The following is a 23,036-nucleotide window of genomic DNA, read 5'->3' as shown; positions in this document are numbered from 1 at the left end:
TGCAGAAAGCGTCCTAGCGGCTCAGGGCTGCCGTGTCCGGCACGCAGACCGCAAAGTTGTCGGCAAGGATGGTCATTTCGATGCGATGGACCTGTTCGGCATCGATGCTGCCTTCGCCCATCGGCAGGTTGCGCGTGGCGCAGGCGCTGTCGACGAGAGTGCAGCGATAGCCGTAATCCTTGGCTGCGCGAACGGTGGTGCTGATGCTCGAATGGGTCATGAAGCCGCAAACGATGAGATCGAGGCGGCCGAGCTTCTGCAGCAGCTCGTGCAGCTCGGTGCCGGAAAAAGCATTGGGGAGGCGTTTGGCGACCACGGGCTCGCCGGGCAGCGGCGCGGCTTCGGGCATGATCTGTCCACGAAAACCTTGCGGATCGAACAGCCCGCCGCTGATGCCCAGGTGATGCACGTGCACGATCGGTGCGCCGGCCGCGCGCGCAGCTGCCAGCAGGCGGGTGATTTCCGGTAGCGCCCGATCCAGGGCGGGCAGGGCCAGAACGCCACTGCGGTATTCCTCCTGCACGTCGATGACCAGCAGGGTGGCATTCGTCAGCGTCGCCGGGTTATAGCTGCGGCCACTGAGCTGAAGCATGGTCTGTGGCTTGGTCATTGTCGGCTCCTTGTGCTGTGAGGGGGCTGATTGTGGCGCCTGAGCGCGCCGATGTGAACCGTCCAGCCGATTGTTTCGCTTGGCAGGCGAGTGACTGCTCGGTCGCGCTCTTGACGCTCGGATTGCCGCAAAAATTCCGTGCCGAAGGGTACTGCCAGTGATCAGCGAACGCTCGCAACGAATTGGGCATTTACAAAGCTGTCTCAACTTTGCTGGCGAACCACAGGTCTCGGCAACCACCGCCGTAGCTCGGGTTTTCCGATGCCTGTTAAACTCGCGCACTTTTTACAGGAGACGCCCTTGTGACCGCTTCGCTCTCTCGCTTGCGTACCCTGCGTGACTATATTCGCTGGGCTGTCAGCCGTTTTCAGGCGGAGCAGCTGTTCTTTGGCCACGGCACCGACAACGCCTGGGACGATGCGCGTCAGCTGGTTCTGGGTGCACTTCATCTGCCGTGGGAGATGTCCGATAGCTATCTGGACTGTCGCCTGGAAGCGGATGAGTGCGAACACTTGCAGAACCTGCTACGTCGGCGCATCGAAGAGCGTGTACCGACTGCCTACCTGCTGGAGCAGGCCTGGTTCTGTGGCCTGCCGTTCATTGTCGATGAGCGCGTGCTCATTCCGAGGTCGCCCATCGGTGAGCTGATCGAGCATCGTTTCGAACCCTGGCTGCCCGGTACCCCGAAACGCATCCTTGATCTTTGCACCGGGTCGGGCTGCATCGGTATCGCCTGTGCGTATGAATTCCTCGAAGCAGAAGTCGTACTGGCGGACATCTCGTTCGATGCGCTCGAGGTGGCCAACCGCAACATCGAGCAGCATGGTCTCGAAGAGCGCGTCTACACCGTGCAAAGCGATGGTTTCGACGGGCTGCCCAATCAGCGCTTCGACCTGATCGTGTCGAACCCGCCTTATGTCGACGCCGAGGATTTCGCGGATATGCCAGATGAGTTCCATCATGAGCCGGAGCTCGGCCTGGCGTGCGGTAACGATGGGCTGGACCTGGTCCGTCGCATGCTCGCCGAAGCCGCGGATCACCTTGCCGACGATGGTGTGCTGATCGTCGAGGTGGGCAACAGTCAGGTTCATGTTCAGGCGCTGTATCCGGAAGTGGATTTCACCTGGCTGGAATTCACCCGTGGTGGACATGGCGTATTCCTGCTGGCCGCACAGCAATGCCGAAAGCATCAGGCACTGTTCCGCTCGCGCCTGGCGGAGAGCTGATCGGTTTTATCTGGAAGGGCGTAGCGCTCGAATCTTCTACTCCTCGCCAGTCCGGCCCTGCATGGCCGATTGGCGAATCTCGCTGAGCATTTGCCCCGCATGGTGGTCTGCATAGAAGTCCGATCGGGAATCTGTGCCGCTGGCTGGCTGCAATTCCGATCGGTCAGTGTTCGAGCCGTCATTCACTGACCATTGAAGTGGACAGCCCATGCCAGGCATCACCGTAGAACCCACCACTTTTTCCTTGTTCGGCGCCCTGGGCGATCTTGCGCTGCGCAAGCTGTTTCCGGCGCTTTACCAGCTGGATCGTGCCGGTCTGCTGCATGGCGATACGCGAATCCTTGCGCTGTCGCGTGAAGGTGGTGAGCCTGAGGCACACAAGACGCGAATCATTCAGGCGTTGCGAACGCGCGTACCGGCTGGCGAACTCGACGAGCCGGCGCTCGAGCGCTTTGCCGAGCGGCTGCGCTACCTCACCATGGATTTCCGTCGCGGTGAGGACTACGCGGCGCTTCGAGAGTGCGTACCGCAGGACTTGCCCCTGGTCGCCTATTTCGCAACGCCCGCCGCGGTGTATGGCGACATCTGCAGGTTCCTCGCGGCGAGCGGGCTCGCCGAACAGGCCCGGGTCGTTCTGGAGAAGCCCATCGGTCACGATCTCGAATCGTCCAGGGTGATCAACGATGCCGTTGCCGAGCATTTTCCTGAGAGCCGTATCTACCGCATCGACCACTATCTCGGTAAGGAAACCGTCCAGAATCTGATCGCGCTGCGCTTCGCCAACAGCCTGTTCGAAACTCAGTGGGACCAGCACCATATTTCCCACGTCGAGATCACCGTGGCCGAAACGGTGGGCATCGAAGGCCGTTGGGGCTATTTCGATCAGGCCGGCCAGCTGCGCGACATGGTGCAGAACCACTTGCTGCAGCTGCTCTGCCTGATCGCCATGGACCCGCCGAGCAATCTCACCGCTGACAGCATCCGTGACGAGAAAGTGAAGGTGCTCAAGGCACTGGCTCCGATCACGGCCGAATCCATCCATCAGCGGGTCGTGCGCGGGCAGTACGCGGCGGGCAACGTAGGTGGCGTTTCGGTGCCGGGTTATCTGGACGAGGAGAATTCCAACGCGCAGAGCAGCACCGAGACGTTCGTCGCCTTGCGGGCCGATATCTGCAACTGGCGATGGTCCGGCGTGCCGTTCTACCTGCGTACCGGCAAGCGCATGGCGCAGAAGCTGTCGCAGATCGTCATCCATTTCAAGGAGCCGCCGTTCTACATCTTCGCCCCCGAGCAACGCGCGCTGATCAGCAATCGCCTGATCATCCGCCTGCAACCGGATGAAGGCATTTCGCTGCAAGTCATGACCAAGGAGCAGGGGCTGGACAAGGGCATGCATCTTCGCAGCGGGCCGCTGCAGCTGAATTTCTCGGAGACTTATAAAAGCGCGCGAATTCCGGATGCTTATGAGCGCCTGTTGCTCGAGGTGATGCAAGGCAACCAGAATCTGTTCGTGCGCAGGGATGAAATCGAATATGCGTGGCAATGGTGTGATCAGTTGATTGACGGTTGGAGCCGGCTCGGTGCTGAGCTCAAACTGTACCCGGCGGGTTCCTGGGGGCCGGTCGCTTCGATTGCACTGATCACGCGCGACGGGAGGGCGTGGTATGGCGATCTCTGAACTGGACTTACCCACGGGCGTGATCGCCCATAGCTCGGCGGACGCGCAGCGGCAGGCCGAACTGATGGCCGACAGCGTCGCCAAGGCGCTGCGCTACGCGGTACAGACACACGGCGTCGCAAGTCTGGTGGTATCCGGTGGGCGGAGCCCGGTTGCGTTCTTCGAGTCCCTCTCTAGGCGAGAGCTGGACTGGGCAAAGATCCAGATCAGCCTGGCCGACGAGCGCTGGGTCTCGCCAACCGATCCGGCCAGCAACGAAGGCTTGCTGCGGCGCCACCTTCTGCAGAATGCCGCGAATGCCGCCCGGCTGATCGGGCTCTACCAGCCAGCCGACTCGCTCGAGCAGGCTGCGGGCTTCGCCAATGCGGCGCTCGACCAATTGCATCAGCCGATTGATGTGCTCGTGCTCGGCATGGGTGACGACGGGCACACTGCTTCGCTGTTCCCAGGCAGCGCCAACTTGGCGCATGCCTTGCGGGAGGATTGCCCCGAGCGCTGTGTGGCTATGCAGGCACCGGTCGCCCCCGAGGCCCGCCTGACGATGACCTATCCTCTACTGGCCTGCGCCAGGATGCAGTGTCTGGCCATTCAAGGCAGCGAAAAGCTTGAAACCCTGCGTGTAGCGCTGAGTGCCGATCCATTGCAGATGCCCATCCGGGCATTCCTGCACGCTCCGCTCGAAATCTACTGGTGCCCTTGAGGCCCGAGGACTCCTGCATGACCATGGACCAGAAGAATGCCCTGATCGAACAGATTTGCGTCGCGGCGCGGATTCTGCCGGTCATCACCATTGGCAGCGAAGAGCAGATCCTGCCGCTCGCCGATGTCTTGTCGGCGGGTGGCCTGCGTACTCTGGAGATTACCTTGCGCTCGCGTCATGGTCTGACCGCTATTCAGCGGTTGCGCCAGGAGCGACCGGACCTCTGCATCGGCGCCGGAACCGTCCTCGACCGGCGCATGATGGACGAAGTGGAGGCGGCCGGCGCCCAGTTCATCGTCACGCCGGGCTCTACCCGCGACATCCTCGAAGCCGGGGTGAGCTGCTCGGTACCCTTGCTACCGGGCGCGAGCAGTGCGTCCGACGTCATGGAAGGCTACGCGCTGGGTTATCGGCGCTTCAAACTGTTCCCGGCCGAGGTGTGTGGCGGCATCGCCGCGCTCAAGGCCCTCGGCGGACCGTTCGGGGACGTTCGGTTCTGCCCGACCGGTGGGGTGAGCGCTGCCAACGCAGCCCAGTACCTGGCGCTGGCTAACGTCATGTGTGTCGGCGGTACCTGGATGATCGACAGCGCAACGCTGGAGCGCGGCGACTGGGCGGGCATCCAGCAGCGTACCGCGGAGGCCCTGGCCGCTTTGCCCTAGGTCGGACTGGCGCCGCCGTCCGACTGGCGCAAGGTGCGCTGCCGGCATGATCCGCGTATGATTCGCGCCCTTTCAATCGGATTGCCACACCGGGAGGTGCCCAGATGACCGAGCACGAAGAAACCACGATCCACGCCACGCACGGCGAAAAGTTGCAAAAAGTCCTTGCCCGTCTGGGCATCGCGTCGCGTCGCGACGTCGAAAAGTGGATCGTCGAGGGCCGCGTCAAGGTCAATGGCGCGGTTGCCACACTCGGCCAGCGTGTCGATTCCCATGACGCCATAGCGGTCGATGGCCGCCTGCTCAAGCGCGAAGAAACCAGCCAGGTGGTGCGGCGTGTGCTGATCTACAACAAGCCCGACGGCGAGATCTGCACCCGCAACGACCCCGAAGGCCGCCCTACGGTGTTCGATCGCCTGCCACGTCCCAAAGAAGGCCGCTGGATCAATATCGGCCGGCTCGATATCAACACGACGGGGCTGCTGCTGTTCACCACTGATGGTGAGCTGGCCAATCGCCTGATGCACCCCTCGTACGAAATGGACCGGGAATACGCGGTACGTGTGCGCGGCGAGGTCGACGACGAGATGATCGAGCGGCTGAAGACCGGGGTGATGCTGGAGGACGGTCCGGCGCGCTTCACCGATATCCAGGAAGCGCCTGGTGGCGAAGGCTTCAACCACTGGTATCACTGCGTGGTCATGGAAGGCCGCAACCGTGAGGTTCGTCGGCTCTGGGAATCCCAGGGGCTGGTCGTCAGCCGGCTGAAGCGTGTCCGTTTCGGGCCGGTGTTCATGACGTCCGACTTGCCGATGGGGCGCTGGCGCGAGATGTCGCAAGCCGAGGTGGACATTCTCAGCGAGGAGGTTGGCCTAAAGCCGGTCGCCTTGCCGAGCATGAAGGCCAAGACGAAGGAGAAGATCGACCGCATGCAGCGCAAGGTGGCCAAGCCACTGGGGCGAGGCGAGCGGCGGTCACGTGTACTTCGTCCTGCCCACGAAGCCGACATGCCTGTAGCGGATAAACCGCGTGCGGCACGAGATGACAAGAGCGAGCGCAAGCCGCGAGGCAGCGAAAAGCCGCGTGGTACGCCGGTCGCCGAGCGTCCGGGGGATACCCGCAAGGGCGGCAAGCGCCACGAAGGCGGCGGGCGTTCATCGGGTCCGGCGAGGAAGCCGGCCGGAGAAGGTCAGCGGCCCGGCTTCGGGCGCGAGCGTAGCAAGCGTCCCTGACCGGTCTGCAGCGCAGCGCAGTGAATGACTGCGCTGCGCGGACTTCATTGCGCGTCTAGCGCCTGGCCGTTGATGCCGGCGCTATCCGGACCCATCAGGTACAGATAGACCGGCATGATTTCTTCCGGCAATGGATTGACGAGCGGGTTCTCGCCCGGGTACGCCTTGGCGCGCATGTCGGTCCGAGTAGCGCCCGGGTTGATGCTGTTGGCACGCACCGGCGCGGTATCGTCCAGCTCGTCGGCCAGAACCTGCATCAGTCCTTCCGTGGCGAACTTCGATACGGCGTAGGCACCCCAGTAGGCGCGGCCTTTGCGTCCGACGCTGCTGGAGGTGAAGATCACCGAGGCGTCTTTGGAGAGCTTGAGCAGCGGTAGCAAGGTGCTGGTCAGCATGAACATGGCATTCACGTTGATCTGCATGACTCGCATGAAATTGTCGCCGGACAACTGCTCGATGGGCGTGCGAGGGCCAACGATCGCAGCGTTGTGCAGCAATCCGTCCAGGTGTCCGAATTCCCGCTCGATCATGGCTGCCAGCTCGTCGTACTGATGCGGCAGGGCTGTCTCCAGGTTGAACGGGATGACAGCGGGGCGCGGATGGCCTGCTGCTTCGATTTCGTCGTACACCCGATTCAGATTGTCTTCATTCTTGCCCAGTAACAGCACGGTAGCTCCGTGGGCCGCGTAGGCCTTGGCAGCAGCTTCACCGATGCCCCGGCCAGCGCCGGTGACCAGGATGATGCGCCCTGCGAGCAGGTCGGGGCGGGCGGAATACTCGAACATCGGATGCCTCGTAAATCGAAAGTGATGGGTGCTTCGGCAATTACTGCCGAGTGATGATGCTGTGGTGGTGACCCTATGGCTGTTTCAGCAACTGCACAGGGCGCTGTCCAGGACCTGGCGCAGATCCAGCGGGTGATCCACCACTACGTCCGCGCCCCAATTGCTCGGGTTGTCTTGCGGATGGATATAGCCATAGCGCACCGCGGCCGTCCTGCTGCCCGCCGCTCGTCCCGATTCGATGTCGCGCAGGTCATCACCGACGAACAGGACCGCAGAAGGATCAAGGTCGAGCTGTTTGCACGCGAGGATCATCGGCTCGGGGTCGGGCTTGCTATTGGCGACGTGATCAGGACAGACCAGCACGGCAGAGCGGGACGCCAGGCCCAGCTGCTGCATGATCGGTTCGGCGAAACGCAGCGGCTTGTTGGTTACCACACCCCAGCGCAGGTTGGATCGCTCGATTTCGTCCAGCAGTTCCGCCATGCCGTCGTAGAGGCGGCTATGCACGGCGCAATGCTCCTGGTAGCGCGCAAGAAACTCCAGGCGCAATGCTTCGAACTCTTCCGACATGGGGTCCACATCGAAGGCGCCGAGCACCATGGCTCTGGCACCACCGGACACCACGTCACGAATCTGTTGATCCGGCACAGGCTCCAGGCCGCGCGCAATCCGCATGGCCTGCGCCACGGCGATGAAATCGGGAGCGGTATCGAGCAGGGTACCGTCCATGTCGAACAGAACAGCGCGCAGGCGCATCAGGACTCCTTGACGGTCTGGACCATGTAGTTGACGTCGACGTCCGCCGACAGCTTGTAGTGCTTGGTCAGCGGGTTGTAGGTAAGGCCGATGATGTCCTTCACGGCCAAGCCGGCATCACGGCTCCAGGCGCCGAGCTCGGAAGGACGGATGAATTTCTTGAAGTCATGTGTGCCGCGCGGAAGCAGCTGCAACACATACTCCGCGCCGATGATGGCGAACGCGTAGGCTTTCGGGTTGCGGTTGATGGTGGAGAAGAACACCTGGCCGCCCGGTTTGACCAGTGTGGCGCAGGCCCGGATGACCGAGGCCGGGTCCGGTACGTGTTCGAGCATCTCGAGACAGGTGACCACGTCGAACTGCTCCGGTGCCTCTGCGGCCATGGCTTCGGCGGTGATCTGCCGATAATCGATTTCGAGTCCGGATTCGAGAAGGTGCAGGCGTGCAACCGACAGCGGAGCCTCGCCCATGTCGATGCCAGTCACCTGAGCGCCACGCTGCGCCATGGCCTCGCTCAGGATGCCGCCACCGCAGCCGATGTCGATGACTTTCTTTCCGGCCAGAGAGATGTGCTCGTCTATCCAATTGACCCGTAATGGATTGATCTCATGCAGTGGCTTGAACTCACTCTCGCGATCCCACCAGCGATGTGCAAGGGCTTCGAATTTGGCGATTTCAGCGTGGTCGACGTTGCTCATGGTCTGGTCCGTTTATAAAGCTTGAAGAAGAAGCTTGAGCTGCAATCGCTCATGTTGCCAGCTTCGGATAGCGGCGAGGGCGCATAGGTCATTCGGTCGCGGGGGTCCTGCATATCTACTCGCCTTCGTCACTGGCTGTCCGTGCTGGCAATCCGGGCGCCCCATTGGCGGGCATTCGCGATGACACGCTGCTCGTCCATCCGGGTCAGCTTGCCGTTGTTCAACAACTGTTTTCCTCCTACCCAGACATGCCGGACGGCGTCTCGCCCTGTGGAATAGATCAGCTGAGAAACCGGATCGTATATTGGTTGCTGAGCCAAACCGGAGAGATCGACGGCGACCAGGTCGGCGAATTTTCCGATCTCCAGCGAGCCGGTGTGATCATCGATCCCCAACGCCCGTGCACCATTGAGCGTAGCCATGCGCAATGCGCGATGTGCATCCAGGGCGGTCGCTGAACCGGCGACCGCCTTGGCCAGCAACGCGGCGGTACGGGTTTCGCCAAGCAGGTCCAGATCGTTGTTGCTCGCGGCGCCATCGGTGCCAATGGCAACATTGACTCCGGCTTCCCACAGGCGCTCTACAGGACAGAAACCGCTGGCGAGCTTCAAGTTCGATTCGGGGCAATGAATGACACTGCAGTTATGCTCGGTGAGCAACGCGATGTCTTCTTCGTCGACCTGGGTCATATGCACAGCCTGGAACCGAGGGCCGAGCAACTGGAGTCGCGCGAGCCTGGCCAAGGGCCGTTCGCCATGCTTGTGCAGCGCCTCCTGAATTTCGTGCGCGGTTTCATGGACGTGCATATGAATGCAGGCGTCCATCTCGGCGACCAGGATTCTGATGTTTTCGAGTTTGTCATCCGCAACCGAATAAGGCGCGTGAGGCCCGAATGCGATCGAGATACGCGGGTGATGCTTGAGATCGTCGAACAATGCCACGCCATTGCGTAGCGCCTCGTCCGCGTCGCGTGCGCCGGGTACGGGGAAATCGAGCACAGGGACGGCAATCTGTGCTCGTACACCATGCTTATGTACCAGTTCGCTTACCACAGCGGGGTGGAAATACATGTCAGAGAAGCAGGTGATGCCGCCTTTGAGCTGCTCGGCAATGGCCAGTTCGGTACCGCAGCGCACGAAGTCGTCGTCGACCCAGCGTGCTTCGGCCGGCCAGATATGGTCGCGCAGCCAGCGTTGCAGCGGTAAATCATCGGCCAGCCCGCGAAACAGCGTCATCGCCGCGTGTCCGTGAGTATTGATCAGGCCGGGAGCCAACATCATTCCTTCGAGTTCGAGCTTTTCCTGCGCCGGATGCTTGAGTGCTTCCTCACGCGGTGCGATGAGTACGATGCGTCCATCACGGATGCCCAATCCATGCCCCTTGAGCACTACTCCCGCTGGCTCGACCGGAACCAGCCAGGTCGGAAATAGAAGCAGATCTAGCGGAGTGAGGCTTTGCCGGGACATGGGGAGCCGTGACTGGATGAGAAGGTCGACTAGTGTAATGGCTGGGGACGCTGGATTGAAGGAAGCCGTAACGCAGGTTGCAGCAGGCGTCCCGGTAGCGCTGCACTCCCTCTATATATAGAGATAGGGCAAATGGCATGGATGAAAACCGAAATAAACGGTTGACGGCTGTTTTCAGGTGCCTATAATGCGCACCACTTCCGGCGCAGTCCTCAAGCAAAACCTTTTGTAAATCAAAAGGTTAGCTAAATAAAAGGGTTGCACTGGTGGCGGATTCGAGTAGAATGCGCTGCGCTGACAGGGTGGCGGTTGAGTCCTGTTGGTGGCTTCGGTCGGATCGATCGAAAGCGGTTGAAAGAGGTGGTTGACAGCGGTTTTGGACGCTGTATGATTCGCCTCCCGCTGACGAGAGATGCAGATTGATCGAGGCGGCAAGCGGTTGAGTAGAAAAGAGATTTTCGAAAAACAGCTTGACAGTAAGAAAGGCTGCTGTAGGATGCGCGGCCTCGGTTGAGACGAAAGGCTTGATCGAAACGCTCTTTAACAACTGAATCAAGCAATTCGTGTGGGTGCTTGTGAATGTAAGACTGGTAGTCGCAAGATTATCAGCATCACAAAGCAACACTCGTTTATTCGAGAGTTACTCTTTCTAGTAAAGAGATTTGCGATTGCTGAGCCAAGTTTAGGGTTTTCTCAAAACCCAAGCAGTATTGAACTGAAGAGTTTGATCATGGCTCAGATTGAACGCTGGCGGCAGGCCTAACACATGCAAGTCGAGCGGATGAGTGGAGCTTGCTCCATGATTCAGCGGCGGACGGGTGAGTAATGCCTAGGAATCTGCCTGGTAGTGGGGGACAACGTTTCGAAAGGAACGCTAATACCGCATACGTCCTACGGGAGAAAGTGGGGGATCTTCGGACCTCACGCTATCAGATGAGCCTAGGTCGGATTAGCTAGTTGGTGAGGTAAAGGCTCACCAAGGCGACGATCCGTAACTGGTCTGAGAGGATGATCAGTCACACTGGAACTGAGACACGGTCCAGACTCCTACGGGAGGCAGCAGTGGGGAATATTGGACAATGGGCGAAAGCCTGATCCAGCCATGCCGCGTGTGTGAAGAAGGTCTTCGGATTGTAAAGCACTTTAAGTTGGGAGGAAGGGCAGTAAGTTAATACCTTGCTGTTTTGACGTTACCAACAGAATAAGCACCGGCTAACTTCGTGCCAGCAGCCGCGGTAATACGAAGGGTGCAAGCGTTAATCGGAATTACTGGGCGTAAAGCGCGCGTAGGTGGTTCGTTAAGTTGGATGTGAAAGCCCCGGGCTCAACCTGGGAACTGCATCCAAAACTGGCGAGCTAGAGTATGGCAGAGGGTGGTGGAATTTCCTGTGTAGCGGTGAAATGCGTAGATATAGGAAGGAACACCAGTGGCGAAGGCGACCACCTGGGCTAATACTGACACTGAGGTGCGAAAGCGTGGGGAGCAAACAGGATTAGATACCCTGGTAGTCCACGCCGTAAACGATGTCGACTAGCCGTTGGGATCCTTGTGATCTTAGTGGCGCAGCTAACGCATTAAGTCGACCGCCTGGGGAGTACGGCCGCAAGGTTAAAACTCAAATGAATTGACGGGGGCCCGCACAAGCGGTGGAGCATGTGGTTTAATTCGAAGCAACGCGAAGAACCTTACCAGGCCTTGACATGCAGAGAACTTTCCAGAGATGGATTGGTGCCTTCGGGAACTCTGACACAGGTGCTGCATGGCTGTCGTCAGCTCGTGTCGTGAGATGTTGGGTTAAGTCCCGTAACGAGCGCAACCCTTGTCCTTAGTTACCAGCACGTTAAGGTGGGCACTCTAAGGAGACTGCCGGTGACAAACCGGAGGAAGGTGGGGATGACGTCAAGTCATCATGGCCCTTACGGCCTGGGCTACACACGTGCTACAATGGTCGGTACAAAGGGTTGCCAAGCCGCGAGGTGGAGCTAATCCCATAAAACCGATCGTAGTCCGGATCGCAGTCTGCAACTCGACTGCGTGAAGTCGGAATCGCTAGTAATCGTGAATCAGAATGTCACGGTGAATACGTTCCCGGGCCTTGTACACACCGCCCGTCACACCATGGGAGTGGGTTGCTCCAGAAGTAGCTAGTCTAACCTTCGGGGGGACGGTTACCACGGAGTGATTCATGACTGGGGTGAAGTCGTAACAAGGTAGCCGTAGGGGAACCTGCGGCTGGATCACCTCCTTAATCGAAGACACCGGCTTCGTCATAAGCTCCCACACGAATTGCTTGATTCACTTGCGAAAGGCGATTGGGTTTAGACCCGAGAGTAACGATTGGGTCTGTAGCTCAGTTGGTTAGAGCGCACCCCTGATAAGGGTGAGGTCGGCAGTTCGAATCTGCCCAGACCCACCAATCGAAGGGGCCATAGCTCAGCTGGGAGAGCGCCTGCTTTGCACGCAGGAGGTCAGCGGTTCGATCCCGCTTGGCTCCACCATTAACTCTAGTCGCCGAAAGCTCAGAAATGAGTGTTTACCAGGATGAGGTTGATTGCCTGGGTTGAACATTGATTTCTGGACTTTGCGCCAGAACTGTTCTTTAAAAATTTGGGTATGTGATAGAAGTAGACCGATGTGTTGCTTTCACTGGCAGCATGTCGCGTCAAGGTAAAATTTGCGTGTTCTCTATGCAAATTTTCGGCGAATGTCGTCTTCACGTTATAGACAGTAACCAGATTGCTTGGGGTTATATGGTCAAGTGAAGAAGCGCATACGGTGGATGCCTTGGCAGTCAGAGGCGATGAAAGACGTGGTAGCCTGCGAAAAGCTTCGGGGAGTCGGCAAACAGACTTTGATCCGGAGATGTCTGAATGGGGGAACCCAGCCATCATAAGATGGTTATCACACACTGAATACATAGGTGTGTGAGGCGAACCAGGGGAACTGAAACATCTAAGTACCCTGAGGAAAAGAAATCAACCGAGATTCCCTTAGTAGTGGCGAGCGAACGGGGACTAGCCCTTAAGCTTCTTTGATTTTAGCGGAACGCTCTGGAAAGTGCGGCCATAGTGGGTGATAGCCCTGTACGCGAAAGGATCTTAGAAGTGAAATCGAGTAGGACGGAGCACGAGAAACTTTGTCTGAACATGGGGGGACCATCCTCCAAGGCTAAATACTACTGACTGACCGATAGTGAACCAGTACCGTGAGGGAAAGGCGAAAAGAACCCCGGAGAGGGGAGTGAAATAGAACCTGAAACCGTATGCGTACAAGCAGTGGGAGCCTACTTTGTTAGGTGACTGCGTACCTTTTGTATAATGGGTCAGCGACTTATTTTCAGTGGCGAGCTTAACCGAATAGGGGAGGCGTAGCGAAAGCGAGTCTTAATAGGGCGTCTAGTCGCTGGGAATAGACCCGAAACCGGGCGATCTATCCATGGGCAGGTTGAAGGTTAGGTAACACTGACTGGAGGACCGAACCGACTACCGTTGAAAAGTTAGCGGATGACCTGTGGATCGGAGTGAAAGGCTAATCAAGCTCGGAGATAGCTGGTTCTCCTCGAAAGCTATTTAGGTAGCGCCTCGTGTATCACTGCTGGGGGTAGAGCACTGTTTCGGCTAGGGGGTCATCCCGACTTACCAAACCGATGCAAACTCCGAATACCAGCAAGTGTCAGCACGGGAGACACACGGCGGGTGCTAACGTCCGTCGTGAAAAGGGAAACAACCCAGACCGTCAGCTAAGGTCCCAAAGTCATGGTTAAGTGGGAAACGATGTGGGAAGGCTTAGACAGCTAGGAGGTTGGCTTAGAAGCAGCCATCCTTTAAAGAAAGCGTAATAGCTCACTAGTCGAGTCGGCCTGCGCGGAAGATGTAACGGGGCTCAAACCATGCACCGAAGCTACGGGTTCAACGCAAGTTGAGCGGTAGAGGAGCGTTCTGTAAGCCTGTGAAGGTGAGTTGAGAAGCTCGCTGGAGGTATCAGAAGTGCGAATGCTGACATGAGTAACGACAATGCGAGTGAAAAACTCGCACGCCGAAAGACCAAGGGTTCCTGCGCAACGTTAATCGACGCAGGGTGAGTCGGTCCCTAAGGCGAGGCTGAAGAGCGTAGTCGATGGGAAACGGGTTAATATTCCCGTACTTCTAGTTACTGCGATGGGGGGACGGAGAAAGCTAGGCCAGCAAGGCGTTGGTTGTCCTTGTTTAAGGTGGTAGGCAGAGATCTTAGGTAAATCCGGGGTCTTAATGCCGAGAGCTGATGACGAGCTTTCTTTTAGAAAGCGAAGTGGTTGATGCCATGCTTCCAGGAAAAGCCTCTAAGCTTCAGGTAACTAGGAACCGTACCCCAAACCGACACAGGTGGTTGGGTAGAGAATACCAAGGCGCTTGAGAGAACTCGGGTGAAGGAACTAGGCAAAATGGCACCGTAACTTCGGGAGAAGGTGCGCCGGTGAGGGTGAAGTATTTACTACGTAAGCCCATGCCGGTCGAAGATACCAGGCCGCTGCGACTGTTTATTAAAAACACAGCACTCTGCAAACACGAAAGTGGACGTATAGGGTGTGACGCCTGCCCGGTGCCGGAAGGTTAATTGATGGGGTTAGCGCAAGCGAAGCTCTTGATCGAAGCCCCGGTAAACGGCGGCCGTAACTATAACGGTCCTAAGGTAGCGAAATTCCTTGTCGGGTAAGTTCCGACCTGCACGAATGGCGTAACGATGGCGGCGCTGTCTCCACCCGAGACTCAGTGAAATTGAAATCGCTGTGAAGATGCAGTGTATCCGCGGCTAGACGGAAAGACCCCGTGAACCTTTACTATAGCTTTGCACTGGACTTTGAGCTTGCTTGTGTAGGATAGGTGGGAGGCTTTGAAGCGTGGACGCCAGTTCGCGTGGAGCCATCCTTGAAATACCACCCTGGCAACCTTGAGGTTCTAACTCTGGTCCGTTATCCGGATCGAGGACAGTGTATGGTGGGTAGTTTGACTGGGGCGGTCTCCTCCTAAAGAGTAACGGAGGAGTACGAAGGTGCGCTCAGACCGGTCGGAAATCGGTCGCAGAGTATAAAGGCAAAAGCGCGCTTGACTGCGAGACAGACACGTCGAGCAGGTACGAAAGTAGGTCTTAGTGATCCGGTGGTTCTGTATGGAAGGGCCATCGCTCAACGGATAAAAGGTACTCCGGGGATAACAGGCTGATACCGCCCAAGAGTTCATATCGACGGCGGTGTTTGGCACCTCGATGTCGGCTCATCACATCCTGGGGCTGAAGCCGGTCCCAAGGGTATGGCTGTTCGCCATTTAAAGTGGTACGCGAGCTGGGTTTAGAACGTCGTGAGACAGTTCGGTCCCTATCTGCCGTGGACGTTTGAGATTTGAGAGGGGCTGCTCCTAGTACGAGAGGACCGGAGTGGACGAACCTCTGGTGTTCCGGTTGTCACGCCAGTGGCATTGCCGGGTAGCTACGTTCGGAAGAGATAACCGCTGAAAGCATCTAAGCGGGAAACTTGCCTCAAGATGAGATCTCACTGGAGCCTTGAGCTCCCTAAAGGGCCGTCGAAGACTACGACGTTGATAGGTTGGGTGTGTAAGCGCTGTGAGGCGTTGAGCTAACCAATACTAATTGCCCGTGAGGCTTGACCATATAACACCCAAACAATTTGGCTGTTAGACGGTAAGTCGACAAACAGACCGAAAATCTGCACGAACACGCAATACCGATTCGATCACATACCCAATTCGCTGCAGCGGCTAAACCCCGAGGCAGCAACCGAATTGCTTGACGACTATAGAGCGTTGGAACCACCTGATCCCATTCCGAACTCAGAAGTGAAACGATGCATCGCCGATGGTAGTGTGGGGTTTCCCCATGTGAGAGTAGGTCATCGTCAAGCTCCTACACCAAACCCCCGATCCGCGTAAGCGGGTCGGGGGTTTGCTTTTGGGGCGCGGAAAGGCTGCAGGATCACCGATTTTTTGGTGCCGACAAATTACCGCAGCTGCTCCCTTTGGCGGTGATTGCCCTGCGTAGCAGCCTCTGTGCATGAATCACGCGGGCAAAACGCGTAAAATTGCGCGCTTCGTCGCGATCAGATCACGAGTGCATACAGTGGAAATATTCAAAGAATTCACATTCGAGTCGGCGCACCGTTTGCCGCACGTACCGCAAGGACACAAATGCGGGCGGCTGCATGGCCACTCCTTCCGTGTTGCCTTGTATATAAGTGGGCCAGTGGATCCACATACTGGTTGGATTCGGGATTTCGGTGAGCTGAAATCCATCTTCAAACCGCTCTACGAGCGTTTGGACCACAACTATCTGAACGACATTCCCGGTCTGGAAAACCCCACCAGCGAGAACCTGGCGAAATGGATCTGGAACGAGCTGAAGCCGCTGCTTCCAGAGCTTTCCCGCGTCCGCATTCACGAGACCTGCACAAGCGGTTGTGAATACCGTGGTGAGTGATCATCGCGTTGGGTTTTATCTGCTCAGTAAAAGCTGGTACCGCTAACGCCGAGCTAGTGATAGGGAACGGCTACTGACAACTCAGAATGCGCTCATTCGTCCTGAATGTGCCGTTCCGATTTTGACAGTTCTGCGCAGTTGCTGCAGAGTGCGGCGCTTTTCTACGCGACTTGGTCGTTTATACGGAGATTTGAAATGAACGCAGTTGTTGCGGCGGTCGGCATCATGCTGGTCTTGAGCCTTTGCCGCGTGCACGTGGTCGTTGCACTTATTGCCGGGGCCATGGCCGGTGGGTTGATTGGCGGGTTGGGTATCGAAGGCAGCCTCGCCGCTTTCAACAAGGGCCTGGGTGGTGGAGCGACAGTGGCGTTGTCATATGCCCTGCTTGGTGCGTTCGCCGTAGCCATCGGCAAGAGCGGTCTGGCCCACGCGCTTGCCGACAAGGCTCTGGCTTTGGTCGGAAAGCAAGGCGGCCAGGGCACCGGTGCGGTGAAGTGGATGATGGTCGCACTTCTGCTGGCGGTAGCGATCTCATCCCAGAACATCCTGCCGATTCATATTGCGTTTATTCCTTTGCTGGTTCCGCCGTTACTTTACGTACTGTCGAAGATGAAGATCGACCGGCGCCTGATTGCCTGTGTGCTCGCGTTCGGGCTGATCACTCCTTACATGTTTCTTCCGGTTGGGTTCGGCAACATCTTCCTCAATGAGATTCTGCTGGCCAACGTTGCCAAAAGCGGTGTGGATGTAACCGGCATCAAGGTCACCCAGGCGATGCTGATCCCAGCTCTGGGCATGTTGTCGGGGCTGGCGATCGCCTTCTATAGCTACCGCAAGCCGCGTGAATATGACCTTGCTCGCATCGAGCAGGTGGAGCCCAGTTCGGTACGTTACAGCCCACTGACCTTGGTGGTGGCAGGCATTGCCGTTGCTGCGGCGTTCGTTATTCAGCTGTGGCTGGACTCGATGATTCTCGGCGCACTTGCAGGGTTCGTGATCTTCTCGGTCTCCGGTGTGGTGCGCTGGCGGGAAGCGGATGACCTGTTTACCGACGGCATGAAGATGATGGCCATGATCGGCTTCATCATGATTGCCGCCGCTGGTTTCGCTGAAGTGATGCGTGAAACCGGTGAGGTGAAACTGCTGGTAGACGCATCCACCGCGTGGATCGGCAACAGCAAGGCCATTGGCGCCCTGTTGATGCTTCTGGTCGGTTTGCTCGTCACGATTGGCATCGGCTCTTCTTTCTCGACCGTGCCAATCATCGCCGCCATTTTCGTGCCGCTTGGCGTCGAGCTGGGCTTCAGCCCCTTGGCGATCGTGAGTCTCGTTGGCACAGCCGGCGCGCTCGGCGATGGTGGTTCCCCAGCATCCGATTCCACGCTTGGGCCAACGGCTGGTCTGAATGCCGACGGTCAGCATAACCATATCTGGGACACCGTCGTGCCGACCTTCCTGCACTACAACCTGCCGCTGCTCGCATTCGGCTGGCTGGCAGCGATGACCCTCTGAACCGAAGAGAAGGGCCGTTCGGACAACAACGGCCCCTGTCGCGAATCAGTCGTCAGGCCCGCACTCGCGCTCTCGCTCGTTGACTAAACAGAACGATACGCAGCGACAGGGTCAACAATGGTCAACTCGACGCTCGAGCAGAAAGTCTTCCTCGCGCTGCTGGTAGTGGTTTCCCTGGCGTTCGGCTGGATTCTGTTGCCGTTCTATGGAGCAGTTTTCTGGGCGGTCATTCTCGCCATCATCTTTGCACCCTTGCAGCGCTACCTTTACCGGCGGTTCAGTCAACGCCGCAATCTGACGGCGTTGTTTACCTTGCTGGTCTGCCTGCTGGTTGCCGTGCTACCTGTCATTCTGATTACGGGCATGCTGGTTCAGGAAGGCGCGACCCTCTACAAGCAGATAGAGAGCGGCGAGCTGGACATTGGTCGCCTCGTATCGGGTCTGCGGGAGCTGTTACCTCAATCGGTCCAGGTGCAGCTTCAGCGCTTCGGCTTCGGGGATCTGGACTCCATGCGGGAGCGGCTGGCATCGGGTGCGCTCGAGGGCAGTCAGTTTCTCGCCACCAAGGCGTTCAGCTTCGGTCAGGGGACGTTTCAGTTCCTGATCAGCTTCTTCGTGATGTTGTATCTGCTGTTCTTTTTCATCCGGGACGGTCGAGAGCTGGTGGCACGGATCAGAAAGGCCATTCCGCTCAGCGATGCCCAGAAAAGGCGCCTTTTCAACAAGTTCACCCGTGTCGTGCGTGCGACGGTGAAGGGCAACATTGTGGTTGCCGTTACTCAGGGGGCTCTGGGCGGAATCATCTTCGCCGTCCTCGGCATATCCGGCGCGCTGCTTTGGGGTGTGTTGATGGCGTTTCTGTCGTTGCTCCCCGCGGTGGGGCCGGACTGATCTGGACGCCCGTCGCCATCTACTTTCTGATGACCGGAGCGATCTGGCAGGGGGTGATTCTCACACTCTATGGCGTGCTCGTGATCGGCCTGGTAGACAACATTCTCAGGCCCATCCTGGTGGGCAAAGACACCAAGATGCCCGATTACGTCGTGCTGATCTCGACGCTGGGCGGTCTGGCGCTTTTCGGTTTGAACGGGTTCGTGATCGGCCCGCTGGTGGCGGCTTTGTTCATATCCACATGGGGGCTGTTCACTTCGCCTGAAGAGCCCCCTCCGGGCCAATGATTGCCGAGGCGGGGGAGGGCCTGGCGCTCGCCAGGCCCCTTGGCGTTTACATCAGGCGCTTACCATCTTCACGAGTGATGATGACGGTGGCCGAGCGGGGACGCCGACCGGCGCCGTCTGGCCAAGTGCTCGTGTAGTTCGTCGAGGTCGAACCCTCACCCGGATGCTGGATGTTCACGAACAGCGTGCGGAAGTCAGGCGTTGCCGTGATTCCTGTCACCTCGGCACCCAGCGGGCCGACCAGGAAACGCTTGGTTTCACCCGTCCTCGGGTCGGAAACCAGCATCTGGTTGTTGCCAAACGGACCGGAGCTCAACTGACTGCCGCTCATGTCGGTCTGGATCCACAGGCGCCCTTCATCGTCGAACCACAATCCATCGGGGCTGGCCAGGATATTCGTGGCGTCCAGCGCACGGCCTTTCGGGCTCCGGCTGTTTTCCTCAGGGCCGGCGAGCAGGTAGATATCCCAGGTGAATCGGGTGCCGGCAAAATCCCGGCTCGCTTCGCGCCAGCGAATGATATGGCCGAACGCATTCGGTGAACGCGGGTTGGCCGCATCGGACTGCTGGCGACCGCTATTGTTGGTGAGCGTGAAATACACCTCACCTGTGTCGGGATGTACCGCACCCCATTCCGGGCGATCCATTTTCGTTGCACCAACGATATCGGCGGCCAGGCGGGTATTGATCAGCACCTCTCCCTGATCGGCGAACCGTACGCCAGCGGCCTTGCAGGCGCGCTGAAACGCTGGGTTGGCATGATCCAGCGCGAGCCAGTCGCCACTGCCATCCGGGTTGAAACGCGCCACGTAGAGGACGCCATCGTCCAGCAGGCGCCCGTCGCTGCGCTGAGGCCGATATTTGTCGCGGCTGACGTACTTGTAGATGTACTCGTTCTGCGAGTCGTCGCCTGAATAGCAGACGACAGGGCGGCCTGGCTTGACCGGCGCGAACACCAAGCCTTCATGGGCGAAACGGCCGAGCGCTGTGTGCTTGATTGGAGTCGAATGGGGATCGAACGGATCGATTTCCACCACCCAGCCAAAGGTGTTTGGCTCGTTGCGGTAATCGCCTTGGGCAGTAGCCGCGATGCGGGTCGCATTGAAGCGCTCGAATTCATCGCCTGCCACGGTTTCCCATCCATAGCGGCCGGCGCCCCGAACGCCGTAGCGGCTGAGCTCACGCGGAAGCTCGGCGTCGGCAGTGGCGAAATAGCCGGCCCAGTTTTCCTCGCAAGTGAGGTAGGTTCCCCACGGCGTGAATCCGTTGGCGCAGTTGTTGAGGGTGCCGCGGGCCGAGGTGCCGCTTGGGCTGTAGCGGGTACGCATCAATGCGTGGCCGCGCGCCGGGCCTTCGATTCGCATCGGTGTCGCGCCGGTGATGCGGCGGTTTCGCGCCGTCGGCAGCACGGACCACTCGCCGCGTGGACCTCGGCGGATTTCAACTACCGAGACACCGTGTGCGTTGATCTCCTTGCGGACTTCGTCGACGTTGACGCGCTTGCCATCCACTACGGTCGGACCGTTACGGTGGAGCAGGGGTGCATCGATGTACTCGTGATTGAGAACCAGCAAGCCGTGGTCGCTCTGCCGTCCGCCCAGCTTCGCGTTCATGGGGAAGAAGTGCATTCCGTCGTGGTGCATGCCGACCTGTTGGGCCTGATCTTCAGCCGTGTTGCTGGCATCTTCCAGCCAGGCCGGATAGCGCCCGGTAATCGGCGTGCCCCAAGGGATGAAGGTGGTGGCGGTATAGCCTGACGGCACGGTTATGGTGTCGGCACGGGTAACGGCCACCGGCACGAACGGCAGGCGGGTACGACGTTTGAACGGAACATCTTTGATCCCGCGGGACATTGGCTCCGCCGCTTGCGCGAGGCCGGGAAGGGATGCGCCAAGAAAGGCCAGGGCACCCATGGCTGCGCCACCCGCGAGCACTTTACGTCGGCCAAGGGAAATCACATCCTGGATATGCGGATTCGTCGAATGGTTACTGGGCAACTCGTCCCCGTTGCCGAACAGAATGTCGTTGTTCTCAGTAATCACGGCGCAGCTCCATAACGATTGTTGTCGGAGCCATGACGCTAAGGTTCGTATGCGACAAGAGAATGACAGTGGAGCGCTGGCCGACGAAGCGTAACCGTGCACCACTCAATCCGTCGCAAAAAAAAAGCCCCGGCTCACGCCAGGGCTTTTTTCACACCGCAGCCGGGGCGGCTGCGAACCTGTTCTTAGTGGAACTGGTTCATGGTGTTGTCTTTGCCGCTTGCCTTCAGAGCAGCTTCGCCAGCGAAGTACTCCTTGTGGTTGTCGCCGATGTCAGAGCCAGCCATGTTCTGGTGCTTGACGCAGGCGATACCCTGACGCAGTTCCTCGCGCTGAACGCCCTTGACGTAGGCCAGCATGCCCTGGTCGGCAAAGTAGCCCTTGGCCAGGTTGTCGGTCGACAGAGCAGCAGTGTGGTAGGTCGGCAGGGTGATCAGGTGGTGGAAGATGCCGGCGTGAGCCGAACCGTCGCGCTGGAAGGTACGGATCTTCTCGTCTGCAACCTTGGCCAGCTCGGTTTCGTCGTACTCGACGCTCATCAGCTTGGCGCGGTCGTAGGCGGACACGTCCTTGCCTTCGGCAACGAAAGCGTCGAACACCTGCTGACGGAAGTTCAGCGTCCAGTTGAAGGACGGGCTGTTGTTATAGACCAGCTTGGCGTTCGGGATGACTTCGCGAATGCGGTCAACCATGGCCTTGATCTGGCCAACGTGCGGCTTCTCGGTTTCGATCCACAGCAGGTCGGCGCCGTTCTGCAGCGAGGTGATGCAGTCCAGAACGCAGCGGTCTTCGCCGGTGCCAGCGCGGAACTGGAACAGGTTGGACGGCAGACGCTTCGGACGCAGCAGCTTGCCTTCGCGCTTGATTACGACGTCGCCATTGCCCAGCTCGGCTTCGGAGATTTCTTCGCAATCCAGGAAGGAGTTGTACAGGTCGCCCAGGTCGCCCGGCTCTTTGGTCACGGCAATCTGCTTGGTCAGGCCGGCACCCAGGGAGTCGGTACGAGCAACGATCACGCCGTTGTCGATGCCCAGCTCGAGGAAGGCGTAACGAACGGCAGCGATCTTGGCGAGGAAGTCGGCGTGCGGAACGGTTACTTTACCGTCCTGGTGGCCGCACTGCTTCTCGTCGGAAACCTGGTTCTCGATCTGGATGCAGCAAGCGCCTGCTTCGATCATGCGCTTGGCCAGCAGGTAGGTGGCTTCCGGGTTACCGAAGCCAGCGTCGATGTCAGCGATGATCGGTACGATGTGGGTTTCGTAGTTGTCGATCTGGTTCTGGATCTCGGCAGCCTTGGCGTTGTCGCCAGCTTCACGAGCAGCGTCCAGGGCGGTGAACAGCAGGTCCAGTTCGCGGCTGTCAGCCTGACGCAGGAAGGTGTACAGCTCCTCGATCAGGTCGGAAACGGCGGTCTTCTCGTGCATGGACTGGTCCGGCAGCGGGCCGAACTCGGAACGCAGAGCAGCAACCATCCAGCCGGACAGGTAGAGGTAGCGCTTGTTGGTGGTCTTCAGGTGCTTCTTGATGGAGATCAGCTTCTGCTGACCAATGAAGCCGTGCCAGCAGCCGAGGGACTGCGTGTAGACGGACGAGTCGGCGTCGTACTCGGCCATGTCCTTGCGCATGATGTCGGCGGTGTACTGAGCGATTTCCAGACCGGTCTTGAAGCGGTTCTGGGCGCGCATGCGAGCGACGGACTCAGGGTTGATGGCGGCCCAGCTGCTGCCGTATTGCTCTTTCAGGGCGGCAACTGCCTTGATGTCGTCTTGATATGCGGACATGTTCAATCCTTCAAAAATAAGTGTGGTTGAGCACCGACTTTTTCCCACCGAACCTACGTGCTATCGCTGATCAGTGCGGGCAACACGCGGCAGAGCGTCGAAATATCGACCGGGACGAGGATTGAACCAAGGGGAAGGGGGGATACGACCGCCGGGCTGGCTGGTTCCGGTTGCTGCGCCCACAGCCGGCGTGGCTGCCGTGTGCGCTACAACAACGAGAAGCTGGTCAGACTGGCTGATGCGTC

At 58.7% G+C, this 23,036-nt stretch carries 14 protein-coding genes, 2 tRNA genes, 3 rRNA genes and 1 pseudogene; 13 read left to right on the top strand and 7 right to left on the bottom strand.

Annotated elements, in window-relative coordinates:
• Positions 1-13: 13 nt before the first annotated feature.
• The gene (locus tag PSTAB_RS11025; RefSeq protein ID WP_011913451.1) at positions 14-610 is read right to left on the bottom strand and encodes a cysteine hydrolase family protein; all 597 of its coding nucleotides are present in this window, start codon (positions 608-610) and stop codon (positions 14-16) included.
• A 302-nt stretch (positions 611-912) separates the two neighbouring features.
• On the opposite strand from PSTAB_RS11025, the gene prmB reads away from it, so the two are divergent.
• The 5 genes from prmB (at position 913) to rluB (ending at position 6,108) form a co-directional block, all read left to right on the top strand.
• A complete protein-coding gene (gene prmB, locus PSTAB_RS11020; protein WP_013982960.1) occupies positions 913-1,836 on the top strand; it encodes a 50S ribosomal protein L3 N(5)-glutamine methyltransferase in 924 nt (307 codons plus the stop codon).
• A gap of 208 nt (positions 1,837-2,044) precedes the next feature.
• A complete protein-coding gene (gene zwf, locus PSTAB_RS11015) occupies positions 2,045-3,514 on the top strand; it encodes a glucose-6-phosphate dehydrogenase (RefSeq protein WP_013982959.1) in 1,470 nt (489 codons plus the stop codon).
• Positions 3,501-4,214, top strand: a complete 714-nt coding sequence (gene pgl, locus PSTAB_RS11010; RefSeq protein ID WP_013982958.1) for a 6-phosphogluconolactonase — start codon at positions 3,501-3,503, stop codon at positions 4,212-4,214. The genes zwf and pgl overlap by 14 nt, the downstream gene beginning before the upstream one ends.
• Before the next feature lie 17 nt (positions 4,215-4,231).
• Entirely contained in the window at positions 4,232-4,876 is a 645-nt protein-coding gene (locus PSTAB_RS11005; RefSeq protein ID WP_013982957.1) for a bifunctional 4-hydroxy-2-oxoglutarate aldolase/2-dehydro-3-deoxy-phosphogluconate aldolase, read from the top strand.
• 104 nt (positions 4,877-4,980) lie between these two features.
• A complete protein-coding gene (gene rluB, locus PSTAB_RS11000; RefSeq protein WP_013982956.1) occupies positions 4,981-6,108 on the top strand; it encodes a 23S rRNA pseudouridine(2605) synthase RluB in 1,128 nt (375 codons plus the stop codon).
• Between the two features lie 44 nt (positions 6,109-6,152).
• On the opposite strand, the gene PSTAB_RS10995 is transcribed toward rluB, so the two are convergent.
• The 4 genes from PSTAB_RS10995 to PSTAB_RS10980 all read right to left on the bottom strand — a co-directional run bounded on the left by PSTAB_RS10995 (position 6,153) and on the right by PSTAB_RS10980 (position 9,813).
• Positions 6,153-6,893 (bottom strand): YciK family oxidoreductase, encoded by a 741-nt coding sequence (locus PSTAB_RS10995; protein WP_011913445.1) that lies wholly within the window; start codon positions 6,891-6,893, stop codon positions 6,153-6,155.
• A gap of 84 nt (positions 6,894-6,977) precedes the next feature.
• Positions 6,978-7,649, bottom strand: coding sequence for an N-acetylmuramic acid 6-phosphate phosphatase MupP (gene mupP, locus PSTAB_RS10990; RefSeq protein ID WP_011913444.1), 672 nt, complete (start codon positions 7,647-7,649; stop codon positions 6,978-6,980).
• Complete coding sequence (gene ubiG, locus PSTAB_RS10985) at positions 7,649-8,347, bottom strand: bifunctional 2-polyprenyl-6-hydroxyphenol methylase/3-demethylubiquinol 3-O-methyltransferase UbiG (protein ID WP_011913443.1); 699 nt, start codon at positions 8,345-8,347, stop codon at positions 7,649-7,651. Before ubiG ends, mupP begins: the two co-directional genes overlap by 1 nt.
• Before the next feature lie 128 nt (positions 8,348-8,475).
• Positions 8,476-9,813 (bottom strand): TRZ/ATZ family hydrolase, encoded by a 1,338-nt coding sequence (locus tag PSTAB_RS10980; RefSeq protein ID WP_080564976.1) that lies wholly within the window; start codon positions 9,811-9,813, stop codon positions 8,476-8,478.
• A gap of 712 nt (positions 9,814-10,525) precedes the next feature.
• Between PSTAB_RS10980 and PSTAB_RS10975 the strand changes: the two genes are divergently transcribed.
• The 8 genes and pseudogenes from PSTAB_RS10975 (at position 10,526) to PSTAB_RS10940 (ending at position 18,969) form a co-directional block, all read left to right on the top strand.
• A 16S ribosomal RNA gene (locus PSTAB_RS10975) occupies positions 10,526-12,062 on the top strand.
• A 91-nt stretch (positions 12,063-12,153) separates the two neighbouring features.
• A tRNA-Ile gene (locus tag PSTAB_RS10970) sits at positions 12,154-12,230 on the top strand.
• 6 nt (positions 12,231-12,236) lie between these two features.
• Positions 12,237-12,312 (top strand) — tRNA-Ala (locus PSTAB_RS10965).
• A gap of 254 nt (positions 12,313-12,566) precedes the next feature.
• Positions 12,567-15,457, top strand: a 23S ribosomal RNA gene (locus PSTAB_RS10960).
• A gap of 134 nt (positions 15,458-15,591) precedes the next feature.
• A 5S ribosomal RNA gene (gene rrf / locus PSTAB_RS10955) occupies positions 15,592-15,707 on the top strand.
• The 16S, 23S and 5S rRNA genes sit together here with 2 tRNA genes alongside, the layout of an rRNA operon.
• Positions 15,708-15,922: 215 nt before the next feature.
• Positions 15,923-16,279, top strand: coding sequence for a 6-carboxytetrahydropterin synthase QueD (gene queD / locus PSTAB_RS10950; RefSeq protein ID WP_026006452.1), 357 nt, complete (start codon positions 15,923-15,925; stop codon positions 16,277-16,279).
• A gap of 195 nt (positions 16,280-16,474) precedes the next feature.
• Positions 16,475-17,791 (top strand): Na+/H+ antiporter family protein, encoded by a 1,317-nt coding sequence (locus PSTAB_RS10945; RefSeq protein WP_013982953.1) that lies wholly within the window; start codon positions 16,475-16,477, stop codon positions 17,789-17,791.
• Positions 17,792-17,908: 117 nt separating this feature from the next.
• Positions 17,909-18,969: pseudogene (locus PSTAB_RS10940) on the top strand (AI-2E family transporter).
• 46 nt (positions 18,970-19,015) lie between these two features.
• Here PSTAB_RS10940 and PSTAB_RS10935 read toward each other — a convergent pair.
• Positions 19,016-21,010, bottom strand: coding sequence for a PhoX family protein (locus PSTAB_RS10935; RefSeq protein WP_011913437.1), 1,995 nt, complete (start codon positions 21,008-21,010; stop codon positions 19,016-19,018).
• A 185-nt stretch (positions 21,011-21,195) separates the two neighbouring features.
• Positions 21,196-22,791, bottom strand: coding sequence for an isocitrate lyase (locus PSTAB_RS10930; protein ID WP_013982950.1), 1,596 nt, complete (start codon positions 22,789-22,791; stop codon positions 21,196-21,198).
• Between the last annotated feature and the right edge of the window lie 245 nt (positions 22,792-23,036).

This window comes from Stutzerimonas stutzeri, from assembly GCF_000219605.1.
GTDB lineage: Bacteria > Pseudomonadota > Gammaproteobacteria > Pseudomonadales > Pseudomonadaceae > Stutzerimonas > Stutzerimonas stutzeri.
Note: the sequence above shows the minus strand (reverse complement) of the source record. Positions and strands in the feature narration are given on the sequence as shown.